The sequence below is a fragment of the Kribbella sp. NPDC050470 genome, from assembly GCF_044458365.1.
Lineage (GTDB): Bacteria > Actinomycetota > Actinomycetes > Propionibacteriales > Kribbellaceae > Kribbella.
Map to the genome: position 1 here is coordinate 564,604 of NZ_JBITHV010000001.1, position 14,907 is coordinate 579,510.

18 protein-coding genes are annotated in these 14,907 nt (G+C 69.3%); 10 read left to right on the plus strand and 8 right to left on the minus strand.

The window, feature by feature from the left end:
• Nucleotides 1–6: 6 nt before the first annotated feature.
• Entirely contained in the window at nt 7–1,572 is a 1,566-nt protein-coding gene (locus ACIBGM_RS02560) for a mucoidy inhibitor MuiA family protein (RefSeq protein WP_360515951.1), read from the minus strand.
• A 76-nt stretch (nt 1,573–1,648) separates the two neighbouring features.
• Here ACIBGM_RS02560 and lhgO point away from each other — a divergent pair, with 76 nt between their 5' ends.
• From lhgO to ACIBGM_RS02585, 5 genes are read left to right on the plus strand one after another with little or no spacing between them, the layout of a single operon-like run.
• The gene (gene lhgO, locus ACIBGM_RS02565) at nt 1,649–2,842 is read left to right on the plus strand and encodes an L-2-hydroxyglutarate oxidase (RefSeq protein ID WP_360515954.1); all 1,194 of its coding nucleotides are present in this window, start codon (nt 1,649–1,651) and stop codon (nt 2,840–2,842) included.
• A gap of 34 nt (nt 2,843–2,876) precedes the next feature.
• The gene (locus ACIBGM_RS02570; protein ID WP_360515957.1) at nt 2,877–3,350 is read left to right on the plus strand and encodes a MarR family transcriptional regulator; all 474 of its coding nucleotides are present in this window, start codon (nt 2,877–2,879) and stop codon (nt 3,348–3,350) included.
• Between the two features lie 46 nt (nt 3,351–3,396).
• A complete protein-coding gene (locus tag ACIBGM_RS02575; RefSeq protein ID WP_360515961.1) occupies nt 3,397–3,687 on the plus strand; it encodes a hypothetical protein in 291 nt (96 codons plus the stop codon).
• Nucleotides 3,688–3,712: 25 nt separating this feature from the next.
• Nucleotides 3,713–4,483: a glucose 1-dehydrogenase gene (locus ACIBGM_RS02580; protein WP_360515964.1), complete on the plus strand. Its 771-nt coding sequence runs from the start codon at nt 3,713–3,715 to the stop codon at nt 4,481–4,483.
• Nucleotides 4,483–5,571 (plus strand): PLP-dependent aminotransferase family protein, encoded by a 1,089-nt coding sequence (locus tag ACIBGM_RS02585; protein WP_360515967.1) that lies wholly within the window; start codon nt 4,483–4,485, stop codon nt 5,569–5,571. The genes ACIBGM_RS02580 and ACIBGM_RS02585 overlap by 1 nt, the downstream gene beginning before the upstream one ends.
• On the opposite strand, the gene ACIBGM_RS02590 is transcribed toward ACIBGM_RS02585, so the two are convergent.
• Nucleotides 5,549–7,246 carry a SpoIIE family protein phosphatase gene (locus ACIBGM_RS02590; protein WP_360515970.1) on the minus strand — a complete coding sequence of 566 codons (1,698 nt, stop codon included), beginning with the start codon at nt 7,244–7,246 and terminating at the stop codon, nt 5,549–5,551. The two genes, ACIBGM_RS02585 and ACIBGM_RS02590, sit on opposite strands and share 23 nt — an antisense overlap.
• A 151-nt stretch (nt 7,247–7,397) precedes the next feature.
• Between ACIBGM_RS02590 and lysX the strand changes: the two genes are divergently transcribed.
• Genes lysX through ACIBGM_RS02605 form a run of 3 tightly spaced genes read left to right on the plus strand, consistent with a single transcriptional unit; the run spans nt 7,398 to nt 10,871 of the window.
• Nucleotides 7,398–9,440 carry a bifunctional lysylphosphatidylglycerol synthetase/lysine--tRNA ligase LysX gene (lysX, locus tag ACIBGM_RS02595; protein WP_360515973.1) on the plus strand — a complete coding sequence of 681 codons (2,043 nt, stop codon included), beginning with the start codon at nt 7,398–7,400 and terminating at the stop codon, nt 9,438–9,440.
• Nucleotides 9,441–9,449: 9 nt separating this feature from the next.
• Nucleotides 9,450–10,112, plus strand: a complete 663-nt coding sequence (locus tag ACIBGM_RS02600; protein ID WP_360515976.1) for a hypothetical protein — start codon at nt 9,450–9,452, stop codon at nt 10,110–10,112.
• Between the two features lie 18 nt (nt 10,113–10,130).
• Nucleotides 10,131–10,871 carry a hypothetical protein gene (locus ACIBGM_RS02605; protein WP_360515979.1) on the plus strand — a complete coding sequence of 247 codons (741 nt, stop codon included), beginning with the start codon at nt 10,131–10,133 and terminating at the stop codon, nt 10,869–10,871.
• Between the two features lie 43 nt (nt 10,872–10,914).
• On the opposite strand, the gene ACIBGM_RS02610 is transcribed toward ACIBGM_RS02605, so the two are convergent.
• Entirely contained in the window at nt 10,915–11,358 is a 444-nt protein-coding gene (locus ACIBGM_RS02610) for an SRPBCC family protein (RefSeq protein ID WP_360515982.1), read from the minus strand.
• Nucleotides 11,355–11,654 (minus strand): metalloregulator ArsR/SmtB family transcription factor, encoded by a 300-nt coding sequence (locus ACIBGM_RS02615; protein WP_360515985.1) that lies wholly within the window; start codon nt 11,652–11,654, stop codon nt 11,355–11,357. Before ACIBGM_RS02615 ends, ACIBGM_RS02610 begins: the two co-directional genes overlap by 4 nt.
• 63 nt (nt 11,655–11,717) lie before the next feature.
• Between ACIBGM_RS02615 and ACIBGM_RS02620 the strand changes: the two genes are divergently transcribed.
• Both ACIBGM_RS02620 and ACIBGM_RS02625 read left to right on the plus strand, forming a co-directional pair.
• Complete coding sequence (locus ACIBGM_RS02620) at nt 11,718–12,173, plus strand: SRPBCC domain-containing protein (RefSeq protein ID WP_360515988.1); 456 nt, start codon at nt 11,718–11,720, stop codon at nt 12,171–12,173.
• The gene (locus ACIBGM_RS02625) at nt 12,173–12,613 is read left to right on the plus strand and encodes an SRPBCC family protein (RefSeq protein WP_360515991.1); all 441 of its coding nucleotides are present in this window, start codon (nt 12,173–12,175) and stop codon (nt 12,611–12,613) included. Before ACIBGM_RS02620 ends, ACIBGM_RS02625 begins: the two co-directional genes overlap by 1 nt.
• A gap of 1 nt (nt 12,614) precedes the next feature.
• On the opposite strand, the gene ACIBGM_RS02630 is transcribed toward ACIBGM_RS02625, so the two are convergent.
• The 4 genes from ACIBGM_RS02630 to ACIBGM_RS02645 all read right to left on the minus strand — a co-directional run bounded on the left by ACIBGM_RS02630 (nt 12,615) and on the right by ACIBGM_RS02645 (nt 14,879).
• On the minus strand, nt 12,615–12,983 hold the full coding sequence (locus ACIBGM_RS02630) for a hypothetical protein (RefSeq protein WP_360515994.1): 369 nt from the start codon (nt 12,981–12,983) through the stop codon (nt 12,615–12,617).
• Nucleotides 12,983–13,372: a VOC family protein gene (locus tag ACIBGM_RS02635; RefSeq protein ID WP_360515997.1), complete on the minus strand. Its 390-nt coding sequence runs from the start codon at nt 13,370–13,372 to the stop codon at nt 12,983–12,985. Before ACIBGM_RS02635 ends, ACIBGM_RS02630 begins: the two co-directional genes overlap by 1 nt.
• A gap of 23 nt (nt 13,373–13,395) precedes the next feature.
• Nucleotides 13,396–14,172, minus strand: coding sequence for a YafY family protein (locus ACIBGM_RS02640; RefSeq protein ID WP_360516000.1), 777 nt, complete (start codon nt 14,170–14,172; stop codon nt 13,396–13,398).
• Nucleotides 14,173–14,258: 86 nt separating this feature from the next.
• A complete protein-coding gene (locus ACIBGM_RS02645) occupies nt 14,259–14,879 on the minus strand; it encodes a sigma-70 family RNA polymerase sigma factor (RefSeq protein ID WP_360516003.1) in 621 nt (206 codons plus the stop codon).
• Nucleotides 14,880–14,907 lie beyond the last annotated feature (28 nt).

Sequence of the window (14,907 nt, forward strand, 5' to 3'; positions counted from 1 at the left end):
GGGCGGTTACTCGCGCCAGCCGCTGAGCTCGACCGACTTGCCGGTCTCGACCCGGAAGCCGAGCTTGACCTTGAGCTCGGCGTCGGTGGCCAGCTCGAGCTTCCAGGTGACGACACCGAGGTCGGTGGTCTCGGCCGGCTCCGGTTCCGCGACGATCGGTTTGACGGTGATCTCGTGGTCCCGCGCCACCGGCAGCTGGTCGAGGACCGTGACCCGGGCCGGGCGCGGGGTGTGGTTCTCGATCTTGGTCTCGTACTCGACCTCACGCCGGCGCGTCGACCCCAGGGTCGCCTTGGTCGCGGTCCGTCGTACCAGCTTGCGCTCGACGCGGATCCGGTCGTCCAGGCCGAGCGCGAGCTCGACGTCCTCACCGGGCGCCCACAGCGGCAGCGCGGCCGAGCCGACGAAGTCCGCGTCGTGGAAGACGGCGGCCTTCCCGGCCGGCAGCGTGTGCGTGGACGAGTTCAGGACCGTGGCCCGCAGGTGGACGTCAGTCGACTGAACCGGCGCGGTGACGTAGTCCAGTTGGGCGTCGAGGTCGATCGCGGCGATCGTCGCGCGGTGCGAGGCGCCGTCCGCAGGTACGGCGACCGGCCGCGGCGGAGTGTAGGTCGCTGCCGTGACGCCCTGCTCGACGGTCGCGGCGAGGTCCGCGACGGCCGGTGCTGCGGCCGCCTGCTCCACGAAATCGGTGCTGAGCGAGGCCGCGACGGCCCGGTGAACCATCGGGGCGCCGGTCGGCCCGGCCGGCATCGGCGGGTGGAAGCGGTCCAGGTACCAGGGGCCGAGCTCGGGCACCTTCGCAGTCACCGTGGGCCGGGCCGTCGACAGCCTGAGATCGCACTCGGGCCAGTCCTCGCCGGTCTGCTGGGTGATCAGGCCGTACCAGCTCAGCGTGAGCTGGTCAGCGTTGAGACGGACGTCGTACGAGCTGGTCCAGCCCGCTCTGCCCACAACGTAGGAGAGCTCGATCTCCACCTCCGCTTCGGACTCCAACGCCAGCGTGACGGCGGCCGATCGGCGGTCGGGCGCGCGTTGCGTTGCGACCTCGGCCAGCCGGCGGTCCGCGGCGGCCAGGCGCTCCTCGGCTTCCCGTCGTTGCGTGGCCAGCTCGCGCCGCTTCGCCCGTACGGCGTCCAGCCGGGACGTCAGCGAATCAGTGAAGCCGCCGAGGTCGGCGCCATCGTCGCCGGACGCCAACGTCCGGGCGAAGGTCCCGCCGGCCCGCCGGGCCAGCTGGCCAAGGAACGTGTCGAGCTGGATCTGGACGTCGTCGGCGTCGGACAGCTCCGTAACCTCGGCCACGGCCTCGCGGCGTTGCCGCTCGAGCTCCGCGACGGTCTCGTCCGGCGCCTGTGGATGGTGCCGCATCGCCAGGTCCACGCCGAGCACCGTGGCCGGTCCGTGGCCGGAGACCCGGACCGAATCCTCCTGCAGCAGGAGCGGCAGCGGCTCGACGTACACGGTCTGGTCACCGGCAGGCACGGTGAGCTTGCCGCGCCGCGTGATCCGCGCGCGGTCCGGGTAGACGGTGACGGCGGCGATCGGAGCGTCCACCACGAGTAGGGTCATGCCCCGACAGTAGCTGTATCAACGGCCATCCTTCCCGGTTCTTTTGGGGCAAGCTGGCCGGTACAGGGAGAGGTCGATGGGATCTGCGGTTGTGGTGGGTGGCGGCATCGTGGGTCTGGCCGTGGCACGGAGTCTGCAGCGGCTCGATCCGGCGACGCCTGTCGTCGTACTGGACAAGGAACAGTCGGTCGCCGCGCACCAGACCGGGCACAACTCCGGCGTCATCCACTCCGGGCTGTACTACAAGCCCGGCTCGCTGAAAGCCCGGCTGGCTGTGGCCGGAGGAGCGGCGCTGAAGGAGTACTGCGAGGAGAAGGGCATCCCGATCGACATCCCCGGGAAGCTCGTCGTCGCGACGACCGAAGCCGAGTTCCCACAGCTCGACCGCCTGCTCGGCATCGGCCGTGAGAACGGCGTCCCGGTCCGTCGACTCACCCTCGACGAGGTCGCGGAGCGCGAGCCCCACTTGCGCGTGAAAGGTGCCCTGGCGGTCGACTCCACCGGCCGCGTGGACTTCAAGCTGGTCGCTCGCGCGCTGGCCGACGACGTTCGCGCGGCCGGTGGACAGATCCGCACCGGCGTGACCGTGACCTCGATCCAGAACGCGGGCTCGGTCGTCCGGGTGCACACTACGGACGAGGTGATCGAGGCGGACCGCGTCGCCGCCTGCGCCGGGCTGCACAGCGACCGGCTGGCCCGGGCCTCCGGTCTCGAGCCCGGCGTCCGCATCCTTCCGTTCCGCGGCGAGTTCAGCGAGCTCGTGCCCGAGCGGGAGTTCCTGGTGAAGGGTCTGGTCTATCCGGTGCCCGACCCGGACCTGCCGTTCCTCGGCGTCCACCTGACCCGCGGAATCGACGGCACCGTGCACATCGGGCCGAACGCCGTACCGGCGCTGGCCCGGGAGGGCTACTCCTGGCGGAAGATCGTCGCCCGGGACCTGTGGGAGTCGATTGCGTACCGCGGCTCGTGGCGGCTCGCCCGCCGCTACGCCAGGACCGGCGCCAAGGAGATCGCACGCTCGCTGACCGGCCGGGCCCTGGTCCGCGAGGCTCAGCACATGCTTCCCGAGCTGCAGGTCTCCGACGTACGGCGCTCCGGCGCCGGCGTCCGCGCCCAGGCCGTCACCCGCGAGGGCAAGCTCGTCGACGACTTCTTCTTCCTCCGCGACGGCCGCACCCTGCACGTGCTGAACGCCCCCTCGCCGGCAGCCACCGCCTGCCTGCTGATCGGCGACCACATCGCCCAGGAGCTCTCCGCCGAGCGCGCCTGATTCGTGCCCTAACGATTAGGGTACTATTGCAGGCGTGACTGACCTCGACGAGATCGCCGACCCGCTGGACCTGGAGAACCAGGTGTGCTTCGCGCTCGCGGTCGCGTCCCGCAGCGTCATCGCGCTGTACCGGCCGCTGCTCGAGCCGATGGGGCTGACTCATCCGCAGTACCTGGTGATGCTCGCGCTGTGGCAGCACGCGCCGCTGTCCGTGAAGGAGCTGAGCGGGATGCTCCAGCTGGAGCCGGCCACGCTGTCGCCTCTGCTCAAACGCCTCGAGGCCAACGGGTACGTCGAGCGTCCGCGGGCGCGGGCGGACGAGCGGGCGCTCGCTGTCACGCTCACACCGACCGGCTGGCGGTTGCGGAACGAGGCGTTGAAGATCCCACCGGCGATCGTGAGCCGGCTGGGCATGGAGGTCTCCGAGCTCCAGCACCTCCATCAGGTGCTGACCCAGGTGATCGGCGCCGCCACAGGTGTCCAGGATCACCCCGGCAGAATTAGTTAGTGCACGAATCATTCGCCTACGATGGTGGTGTCGGAAAGGACACACCATGAACCGTCGTCGTCGCAGCAAGCCGATGAACATCGAGACCGTCCAGCGGTGGGTCGCTTCCGCCGTCCTCATCCATGTGGGCAGCGTCCCGGCCGTCACCCTGGCCGTCTACAGCATCGGCGTGGCCGCCGACGACTACGGCAAGGGCGTCGGCCTCTGGATCATGTCCGGGGTGATCGGCCTGCTCACGGTCTGCGGCGTCCTCGCGATCTTCCGGCGCTCGGTGCTGTCCTACTGGCTCATCCCGGGCATCCTTCCCACCGCGATCACCGGCTTCTACGTCCTCTGACGCCGCCGGCGGGGACAATGGTGCGATGACTGTCCTCGACAAGTTCTCGCTGGCTGGACGCACGGCATTGGTGACTGGTGGGTATCGGGGGCTCGGCCTCGCCTTCGCTACCGGATTGGCCGAAGCCGGGGCTGATGTGGTGATCGGTGCGCGCGATGCCTCGGCATCCCAGCGGATGGCCAAGCAGGTGGCGGACTCGACCGGGCGAAAGGTGATCGGTGTCGGTCTCGACGTCAACGATCGGGAGTCCGGGCAGGCAGCCGTGGCGGCGGCTTTGGAGGCCACTGGCCGGTTCGACATCTTGGTGAACAACGCCGGGGCCTGCTTTCACCGGCCGGCGCTCGACGTGCCGGATGAGGAGTGGGACGAGGTCTTTGCGACCAACGTGTCCGGTCTGTGGAAGCTGAGCCAGTCCGCGGCCCGGCACTTCCGGACGGTCGGTGGTGGCACGATCGTGAACGTCGGGTCGATCTCGGCGCAGATCGTGAACCGGCCGCAGTGGCAGCCGGCGTACAACGCGTCGAAAGCGGCGGTGCATCAGTTGACGAAGTCGTTGGCGGCGGAGTGGGCGCCGTTGAACATTCGGGTCAACGCGGTGGCGCCAGGATACGTGAAGACGGAGATGGCGCCGGTCGACGAGCCGCAGTTCAAGGCGCGCTGGATCGACGACACTCCGATGCAGCGGTACGCCGTACCGGAGGAGATTGCGCCGACCGTCGTCTTCCTCGCCTCGGACGCGTCCAGTTTCATGACCGGATCGATCATCACCATCGACGGCGGCTACACCCTGCACTGATGGACCTCCATCTTCAGCTGGGGGAGGGCGGGCTGGCCGAGCAGATCTACGCGCAGCTGCACGAGCGGATCAGCACCGGCGTGCTGCCCGCGGGTACGGCGCTCCCGTCCTCGCGGGAGCTCGCGGTTCGGCTATCGGTGTCGAGGGCAACGGTCGTCGCGGCCTACGACCTGCTCGCCGCGCACGGGCTGATCCGGTCGCGGGCTGGCGCTGGGACCTTCGTCACCGGTCGGTCTGTCTCAGCGGCGTCCGCGCCGGCTTCGTCGCCCTTGCGGCCGCGAGCGATCTGGGATGCTTTCGCAGTTCCGGAGCTGTCGGTGCCGGCAGCCGAGTTCAACTTCGCGCCCGGTGTGCCTGCACGGACCAAGTTTCCGTTTGTGCGGTGGCGGGCGCTGGTCAACGATCAGTTGCGCAGCCGGACCGACGTTCACTACGCCGACCCGGCGGGTTTGGAGCAGTTGCGTACGGCGCTTGCGCGGCACCTGGTTGTGAGTCGCGGCGTCCGGCTCGCGCCGGAGCAGTTGGTGATCACCACGGGAGCGCAGCAGGCGTTCGACATCGCCGCGCGCGTTCTGCTCGAGCCGGGCGACCTGGTGGCTGTCGAGGACCCCGGGTACCTGCCGGCCTACCGTGGATTCCTTGCGCATGGAGCCCGCGTCGTGGGGGTTCCTGTCGACGGCGAGGGACTGGTTGTGGACCGGATTCCGGTCGGAACGCGGCTTGTGTACGTGACGCCGTCGCATCAGTTCCCGCTCGGCATGCCGATGTCGGAGGAGCGCCGTACTGCGTTGCTTGCTTGGGCTTCCCGGCACGACGCGGCGATCGTGGAGGACGACCACGACTCGGAGTTCCGGTTCACGGGGCGTCCGTTGATGCCGTTGCAGGCTGCCGACGAGGAGGGGCGGGTTCTGTACGTGGGGTCGTTCTCGAAGACGCTGCTGCCGACGCTGCGGGTCGGGTTTCTCGGCGTTCCTTCGGTGCTGGCCGAGGCTGCGCGACGGGCGAAGTTCGTCGCCGACTACGGGACCGCGGGCCACGTGCAGGCGAGGTCTGCCGGTCGAGGAGTTAGGGCGGTGGCGGGATGGTGAGCTCGGCCCAGACGATTTTGCCTTCGCGGGTCGGGCGGCTGCCCCAGCGGTCGGTGAGGGCGTTCACGAGGTAGAGGCCGCGGTGATGCTCTTCGCCGGACGCCGGCTGGTACAGCAGGGGAGTGTCCGGGCCGCGATCGGCGACCTCGACGATCAGCCTGGAGCCGTCGTGGTGCAGGCGCAGGTCCTTGGGCTCGCCGGTGTGCAGTACGGCGTTGGCGACCAGCTCGCTCGTGACCGTCACCGCGGCGTCGACGACGTCGCCGAGCCGCCACTCGTCCAGGTGCTCACCGACGAACGTCCGGGCCTCCGCGGCGTCCGAAGGGGTGCCGGTCAGGGACAAGGTCGCGATCTGCCGTCGGTGGCCGACATGGCGGACGTGCAGGAGCGCGATGTCGTCGTTGTGCCGGCCGTCCGTCAATCGGTCGATCATTGCGTCGCAGGCATTCTCGAGTCCGGCTTCGCGGGGGAGCTGTCCCAGGGCGTCGAGCAGTGCGTCGATGCCGTGGTCGAGATCGCGTTCCCGGTTCTCCACCAGGCCGTCGGTGTACAGGGTCAGTTGCGAGCCGCGCGGGAAGTCGGCCACACCCTGCCCGAAGTCCTCGCCGACGCCGAGTGGCGCGCCGAGCCCTTGCCCGATCAGCAGTGGGGGTTGGCCGGGCAGTGCCAGAACTGCCGGCAGGTGCCCGGCGTTGGCGAAGGCCAACGTTTGGTCGACCGGGTCGTGCACGGCATAGAAGCAGGTGATGAAAGTAGCGCCCGGCGTACTGTTCGCCAGCTGTGAGGTGTGCCGCAGGACGTCGGCGGGCGGCAGGTCCAGCAGGGCGTAGGCCCGGACAGCGGTACGGATCTGTCCCATCACCGCCGCTGCCGTGACGCCGCGGCCGACGACGTCGCCGATGACGAACGCCGTCCGCCCGGCCGGCAGCTCGACGACGTCGAACCAGTCGCCACCGACCTCCGAGCCGCCGGCCGCGGGCCGGTAGCGGGAGACGACGTCCAGGTCCGTCACCTGTGGCACAACGGGCAGCATGCTGCGAGCCAACTCCACGGCCAGGCTGCGGTGGGCAGCGAACAGGCGCGCGTTGTCCAGCGCGATCGCAGTGTATCCGGCGATTCCCTCGGCCAGCTGCTCGTGGCGCAAGCTGAACCGGCCCGGCGCGGAATGGCCGAAGAAGAAGCCGCCCAGCACCTCGAGCGAGGTCGGCGAGATCACCGGTACGGCGAGGTAGCTGCAGACCGGTAGATGTCCCTGCGGCATTCCGTTGTACGGCGCGTTCCGGCCGTACCTCGGATCCCGGGTGATGTCGTCGGAGCGAACCGTGCCGGCTCCGTTGAAGGTCGGTGCGAACACCGCCGTGTTGCGCGGCATCGGGAACTTGTCGAACGTGTGCCTCGGCACTCCGGACAGGGTGTACAGCGTGTACGACTCGCCGTACTCGTCGATCAGGTTGTAGAAGAAGGCCCCGAACTCGGCCCGGGTCGCTCTGGTCGCGGCGTCGGTGGCTTCCTGCACCAGCGTGTCCAGGTCCAGCTGTGCGGTGAGTCGCCGGCCGATCACTTGCAGCGTGTCGACGAGCTCGGCCTCGGCCCGCAGTACCCGTAGCTCGGCCTCCAGCCCGGCCGAGCCGGAGTCGCGGACCGCTCGTTGCTCACCCAAAGGCTCACTCGTCATGGTGATCCCCTCAGACACCGCGACGCCGGCGTCCGCATCAGGCTAACCGCAATCCGCCCGCACGTCCCGCCCTCGGCGCCGATCCGGCAGGCTGGTCAGGGCGTGCACCTCGTCAGGGTCTCCGGGTACTGTCGTGAGCTGGGGGGACCGGATGAGCTCAACGGTGGATACTGCTGCGTTCTCGGTGGAATCGCGGGCGCGGACACGCCCGGTCGGGGTTCTCAAACCGCTCGACGACCGCTGGCCGGACCACTTCGCGGCCGCCATGTTCGCCGCCGCCGCGCTGGTGGTCGTGGTCGCGGTGGTGCCGCCGTGGCAGGACTACTTCGCGCGCGAGCAGGACATCGTTTCGATGCTCACGATTCCGATCGTGCCGAGCCTTGTGTACGCCGCCCTGCTGGTGGCGATGGGGGTGGCGCTGAGACGCCGGTTGCGCGCCGCGTGGTGGCTCCTCGTGCTGTGGTGGCTGATCGTGCCGGAACTCGCGAGGATCGTGTGGTTCATGTGCTTCGAGTACACCTCGGACCTGCCCCGGGTCGGGACCGCAGCGGGCAGTGCGGAAGGGTTCCTCACGCGTCCTCGCCTCGCGACGCTGCACCGCAAGTCGGCACAGACGGCGCTGGACACCGCGGGAGCAGGCCACGCGGCCGCCGTCGCGGCGCTGATCCCGGCGCCGCCGGATCCACTGGCCGAGGCGATGTCGGTCGAGGGGCTGCCCGAGCAAGTGCGGGTACGGCGGGCCAAGCTCGACCGGATCCGTGCCCAAGGCATCGATCCCTACCCGGCGACGTACCCGCGCACGCACACGATGGCCCAGGTCAAGGCCCATGCCGGCGCGATGCCGGACGGAACGTCGACCGGGCGCCGGGTGTCGGTGGCCGGGAGGGTCATCCTCAAGCGCGACCACGGACGACTGGGATTCGCGAAGCTCCGCGACGGCAGTGGCGACCTGCAACTCATGGTCGATGTGGCCGACGTCGGCCGGGAGCAGTACGACTTCTGGCGTCATGACATCGACCTGGGCGATCAGGTGGGCGTCACGGGCGAGGTGATCACCACCCGGCGCGGGGAGCTCTCGGTCCGCGCGGAGTCGCTGCAGCTGACGAGCAAGTCGATCCGGCCGCTGCCCGACAAGGTCAAGGGCATGGTCGATCCGGAGGCACGGATCCGGGCCCGGTACGTCGACCTGATCGTTCGGCCGGCCGCTCGCGACATCGCGTACACCCGGGCGACCGTCGTACGCAGTGTGCGCGATTCCCTGCAGGCGCGGGGATTCGTCGAGGTCGAGACCCCCGTCCTGCAACTGGTGCACGGCGGCGCGAACGCGCGCCCGTTCGAGACCCACATCAATGCCTACGACCTCGACCTGTACCTGCGGATCGCCACCGAGCTGCACCTGAAGCGGCTGCTGGTCGGTGGTATGGAGAAGGTGTTCGAGCTCGGCCGGCAGTTCCGCAACGAAGGCGTGGACTTCAAGCACAACCCTGAGTTCACGTCGCTCGAGGTCTACGAGACGTACGGCGACTACGACACGATGCGACTGCTGACCCAGGACATCATCCAGGAGGCCGCCACCGCCGTGTACGGCTCGCCACTGGCACGCCGTACCGACGCGGACGGCAAGACTGTCGAGTACGACCTGTCCGGGACCTGGCCGGTCAAGACCATCTGCGGCGCGGTGTCGGAGGCGCTCGGCGAAGAGGTCACCGCGGACACACCGGTCGAGACGCTGCGCGGACATGCGTCGAAGATCGGGCTGGAGCCCGGCGACACCGCTTCCTGGGGAGTCGTGCTCGAGGAGATCTACGAAGAACTGTGCGAGCGCACGACGACGATGCCGGTCTTCTACACCGACTTCCCGAAGGAGAACGCGCCACTGACCCGGCCGCACCGCTCGGATCCACGGCTCGCGGAGAAGTGGGACCTGGTCATCTTCGCGGCGGAGCAGGGTACGGCGTACTCCGAGCTGGTCGACCCCGTGGACCAGCGGGCGCGGCTGCACGCCCAGTCCCAGCTTGCGGCCGCGGGCGACCCGGAAGCCATGCAGGTCGACGAGGATTTTCTCGAGGCCCTCGAGTACGGCATGCCGTCGACCGGCGGAATGGGGATGGGCATCGACCGGCTGGTGATGAACCTGACCGGTCTCTCGATCCGCGACACCATCTTGTTCCCGTTGGTGCGGCCCACCGGCTGAGGAAGTGTCGTGAGCGCGCGCCGGCCGACCGCCGTCCAGAAGGTCTCGGGCCTCACCCTGACCGGCATGGTCGTCGGCTCGATGGTCGGCGGCGGAGTCTTCACCCTGCCCAGGGAGTTCGGCGAGGCCGTCGTCGTGGCGTCCGCGGTGGTGTGGGCGTTCCACGTCCTGATCGCGCGCGGGGTGCGGCAGGCGGCCGTCGTCAACCGGATCGTCACGATCGCGAAGCTGCTGCCGATCCTGACCTTCATCGTGATCGTGGCGCCGGCCTTCGAGGCGGGCACGTTCGCGGACAACTTCTGGGGCGGCGACGAGAGATTCCTTGCCCGCGACAACGTCCACGGGACGCCGATCGCCGCCTTGCTCAGCACGACCGCCGCCGTCCAGCTGTTCCTGTTCCTGGTGCTGCTCGTCGACGACGCGCTGGACTTCATGCTCAAGCTCGACACCGTCGCGGTCGTCTACTCGATCTTCATGCTGCACGCCGCGGGTCCGAAGTACCTTCTGCTGGCCGCGATCGTGTACGCGCCGGGGACGCTGCTGTACCTCGTTGCTCGTCGCGAACAAAGCCTGCGGGTGTTCAACCGGGCCGAGGTCGTGGCGTGCGCGGTGCTGATGATCGCCGCGGCGCTGGGCGTCGTACTGATTGCTACGGACTCTCTCGATGTCTGAGCGGTGCGGGTGATCCGGGTGGGTTGGTATCGAGAACTCGTCGACACCGGCCGGGCGCAGGCAGCCTGGATGCTGCTGGCCTTCTTCGTCACCTTCACCGTCACGCGAGCAGTCACCCGGCGCATCCGCGCCAAGCAACGGCGCTCGGCCCAGACCGCGGCCGAGGGCGGCCTGTCGGACCTGTACATCGGTGGCATCCACATCCACCACCAGGTGTGGGGAATTCTGATGGTGATGCTCGCCGGGCTCCTGCAGTTCCGCTACGCGCCGGACACGCCCTGGGCCGAGGTGTTCGCCGTGATCTTCGGCGCGGGGGCGGCGCTGACCCTGGACGAGTTCGCGCTGTGGCTGCATCTCGACGATGTCTACTGGGGACCGGAAGGACGCAAGTCCATCGACGCGATCCTGCTCGGCGGGGCGCTGGGCGTCGTACTCCTGACGCAGACCAGCCCGATCGGCGCCGAGCCGCACCAAGCCGGCGGCGCGCTCTCGCGGTGGACCTACTTCGGCGGGATCGGGTTCCACCTCGTGATGGCGGTCGTGTGCTTCCTCAAGGGCAAACTGGCCACCGGCCTGATCGGCATCGTCGTACCGGTGGTGGCGCCGGTCGGGGCGGTCCGGCTGGCCAAGCCCAGCTCCGTCTGGGCACTCCATCGGTACGGCGACCGGAAGCGCGATCGCTCCCGGAACCGCTTCGGCCCGACTTACCACAAACGCTGGAACCGCGTCCGCGACCTCCTCGGCGGCCACCTCTCGTGAACCCGCCGGATCACCGCGCCGACTCGGCGATCGCCGGCGAGGCTCAGGGGGTGTCGACACGCCAGGGATCTGGGCCGGGATCGCCGCCGGACGCCCGGATCTCCAGGCGGTCGAGGTAGTGATTCCACCCTTCCGCGTGGATGTCGCGGCTCTCCGGCGGGAGGTCGCGGTGGGTGAGACGGACGAGAGTCGCGTCGCCTTGCTCGATCAGGTCGACCTCGATGACGCTGGATCCGGGCGGGACAGGGTTGCCGGGCATCTCCCAGCCCCAGGTGAACACGATGCGCCGCGGTGGGTCGACGACCGTGAAGGTTCCGGAGGCATAGCCGTCGCCCCGGACGTTCATCCGCAAGCGGCCGCCCGGAATCGCCTCGACCTCCGCGTCGACGCCCTGCCAGAGCAGCCAGCGAGATGGGTCGGTGAAGTAGCTGAAGACCAGATCCCGCCGGGCCTTGATACGACGCTCCACGATGACAGGTCCGGTCATTCCCGCTCCTCGGTCTCGGCGAGCTCTGCGAGCCGGTCGAGCTGCTCGGCCCACAACAGCCGCAGCATCGGCGTGTACGGGCCGAGCGCCTGCCGGTCGGCGCGGTAGAAGCGGCGAGTGCCGTCGCGACGTACGACGACCAGTCCGGCCTCCCGCAACACACCGAGATGTTGCGAGACCGCGCCGAAGGTGACCTCGAAGTGCTCGGCGATCTCCGACGCCGGGCGTTCGACGTCCCAGACCAGCCGGAGGATCTCCCGGCGCCGGGGATCGGCGATCACGCGGACGACATCCACGCGGCAACTTTAGCGAACGCTAAAGCTTGTCGGAACCTGCTCTCTATTTTAGTGTGATCTAAAATGCTGACCGAGGAGGGCGGTCCGATGGCGGATATCGCGATGCAGGCCGAGATCGCCGCGCCGCCGGCGGACGTGTACCGGGCGCTGACGAGCACCGAGGGCGTCGCCGGGTGGTGGACGACGCGCAACGAGACCAGCGGTGTCGTAGGAACGGTGCAGCGGTTCTGGTTCCCGGATGCGCCGATGTCGTGGGACCTGGAGGTGACCTCGGCGACACCGGACGAATCCTTGATCTGGCACTGCGTCGGCGGTCCGCCCGAGTGGATCGGGACCCAGGTGCGATGGACACTGCAACCAGGCGAGACCGGCACTGTCGTCCTGCTGGATCACACCGGCTTCGAAGAGGTGGGGACGATGTACCGGATCGTCACGTTCGGCTGGGCGCAGATGCTGGAGCGGATGCAGCGCTACCTGTCCGGCGGGACGCCGGTGCCGTACTTCGACCAGGAGGTCTGATGGCTGTCGATGTCTTGACTGAGGTTGTCATCGAGCGGCCGGTGCAAGAGGTGGCCGAGTACGTCGGGGACCCGTCGAACGCACCCGAGTGGTACGCCAACATCGAGTCGATCGAGTGGCGCACCGATCCACCGGTGGCGGTCGGGTCCCGGATGGACTTCGTGGCGCACTTCCTCGGCCGGCGGCTGGCCTACACCTATGAGGTCGTCGAACTGGTTCCGCTGGAGCTGTTGGTGATGCGGACCGCTCAGGGGCCGTTCCCGATGGAGACGAGTTATCGCTGGTCGCCGGCCGGTGAACGCAGTACCCACATGTCGTTGCGGAACCGCGGCGAGCCGTCGGGGTTCGCGGGCGTTGCCGCGCCGTTGATGTCCGCCGCGATGCGCCGCGCGAACCAGAAGGATCTCAGCCGCCTGAAGTCCTTGCTCGAGTCCCGTTGACCTACTGCTCGCCGAGGGAGCTGCGGGCGAAGGCGACGGCTTCGGCGAGCAGCGACTGCCAGCGCTCGGGGCCCGGGATCGCGACCCATTCGCGGAACACCTTGCCGGCCGGGGCGAACTCCTGACCGGTGCCTTCGGCAACGAGCTCGGCCACCCGCCCGGCCGGCAGTTTCACGACCAGTTGGCCGGACCCGGCGTCGTACGACGCCAGGAAGCGGCCGGCCAGCCGGATGCACGGGTAGCCCATCATCGTGGACCGCCCGATGGCCGGGTCGTAGAGCAGGTCGTCGGTGAGCTCGTCGTACACGACGCGCGGGTCCTCCCCGCCGGACGGGTCCGGCGGGGAGTTGCGCGTTGCGTTTCGCGCCATCATCCGGCCGGTGGGGTGAAGACGCCGAACTGGTTGCCGGACGGGTCGCGCAGGTAGGCGAACGCCGGGGCTCCGGGTCCGGGGTCGAGGTGCTTGCTCAGGACCGATCCGCCGAGCTGCTCGGCGTCGGCGCAGGTGGCTTCGACGTCGGCGACGAGGATGTAGAACACCGCGTGGTCGGGGACCTGCCCGCCGGTGCCGAAGATGCCGCCCATTGGGGCGTCGGCGCCGGAGGCTTTGATGTTGCGGTAGTCCATGCCGCCGGCGGCGGCCGGGCCGTCGGCGTCGAAGGTCCAGTCGAACAGGCTGCCGTAGAACTTCTGGGCGCCGTCGGGGTCGCTGGTGGCGACCTCGAACCAGGCCAGGGTGCCGGGCGCGGGGGTGGTCATGGGGGACTCCTTCATCCTGCGATTCACCCGCCGGACTGGCGGGTCGAACCCACCGTCGCAGGCGGTGGCGACAGCCCTATGTCGGTGTTCGTCGCCTGAAGTGCGGCCTCGGGCAGCTTCGTGACGTGGCCGTCGACCTGTGGGTCGGCGGCGGCTCGCGGCGAGCGGGGGAGGGTCGGAGTGCGCTCGGCCGAGGTGATGCGGTCCATACGGAACACTCGCTCCTCCTGCCGCAGATGACACCAGGCGGTGAGGTACGAGCCGTTGGGACCGACGACGACGTGCTGCGGCTCGACCTCCCGCTCGGTATCGACACCGCCGACGTCGATGTAGGCGATGCGCAGCACGTGGTTGCCGTGCACGGCCCGCCAGATCGTCTCGGCGACGCCCGCGTCCGGATCCGGGACCGGCTGGACGAGCAGGCGGACCTTCGCGGCCGCCGTACGCGCTTCCTCGAGGGCGCGCTCGGGCATCGCGGCGACGATCTTCTGCAACGCGCTGCGGGCGTCGCGGGAGAACAGCACATGGTCGCTGCGGCTCAGCGCGACCGCGATCGCGGTCGCCTCGCGGGAGGTGAAGTTCAGCGGCGGCAGGCTCATCGACCGGTCGACCGAGTAGCCGCCGGCCCGTCCCTGCTTGGTCGCCAGCGGTACGCCGGCCTGACCGAGCGCACTGAGATCGCGCTCGATGGTCCTGACGCTGACCTCGAAATGCCCGGCCAGCTGGCGTGCAGTCCGGCCCCTCGGCCCTGCGGCGCGAAGCTCCTCGACCACGGCGTACAGACGGTCGATCCGGTTCATGTCTGCAGGCTAGCCGCGACCAGGGACAGAATTCGGCCCCGGAGAACGCCGCGCTGAGCAGCGCGACGTCCCCCGCGGTCCGGCGGTCAGTGGGCGGTGGTGGCGAGTTCTGGGGTACGGCGGAGCATCTGGAGGGCTCGCATCCGCATCGGGCCGATGCTGCCGATCGGGAGGTTCAGTTTCTCGGCGATCTCGGTGTAGGACGGGCAGCTGTCGGACATCAGCAGGCGGATCAGCTTCTGGTAGCGGCTGGGCAGGCGGGACAGCGCCCGCTCCGTGGAGGGCTCGTACTCGCCGTCGGCCGGGTAGACGTCGACTATCGCCGTACTGTGGCCGTCGCTGTGCTCGGCTGTCGGGTCGGCGTAGAGGAGGTAGCGCTTCCGGCTGATCGCCACCCGCAGACCCTCGCGCCGGGCCGTCGCGGCCAGCCAGGCCGGGAGGCACTCGGGGTCGCGGACCTGGCGACCGTGTTGCCACAACCGCAGCCAGGTCAGCTGTGCGACGTCAGCGGCGTCGCTGTGGCTCAGACCGACGCCACGGGCAGTGTGCAGGAGCAGGGGGCCGAAGCGCCGCTCCAGCTCCTTCCATGCCGACCAGTCAGAGGTGAGGGCGCGGCCGAGCAGGACCTCGAGCGAGAGTCCTGATTCGGTGTGATGGCGATGTGCCCCGGCCGGCCGTGCGGTTGTGCGTAGCGAGATCGTCGACACGCTCCACGTCCTTTCGCTGTTCCCCGCA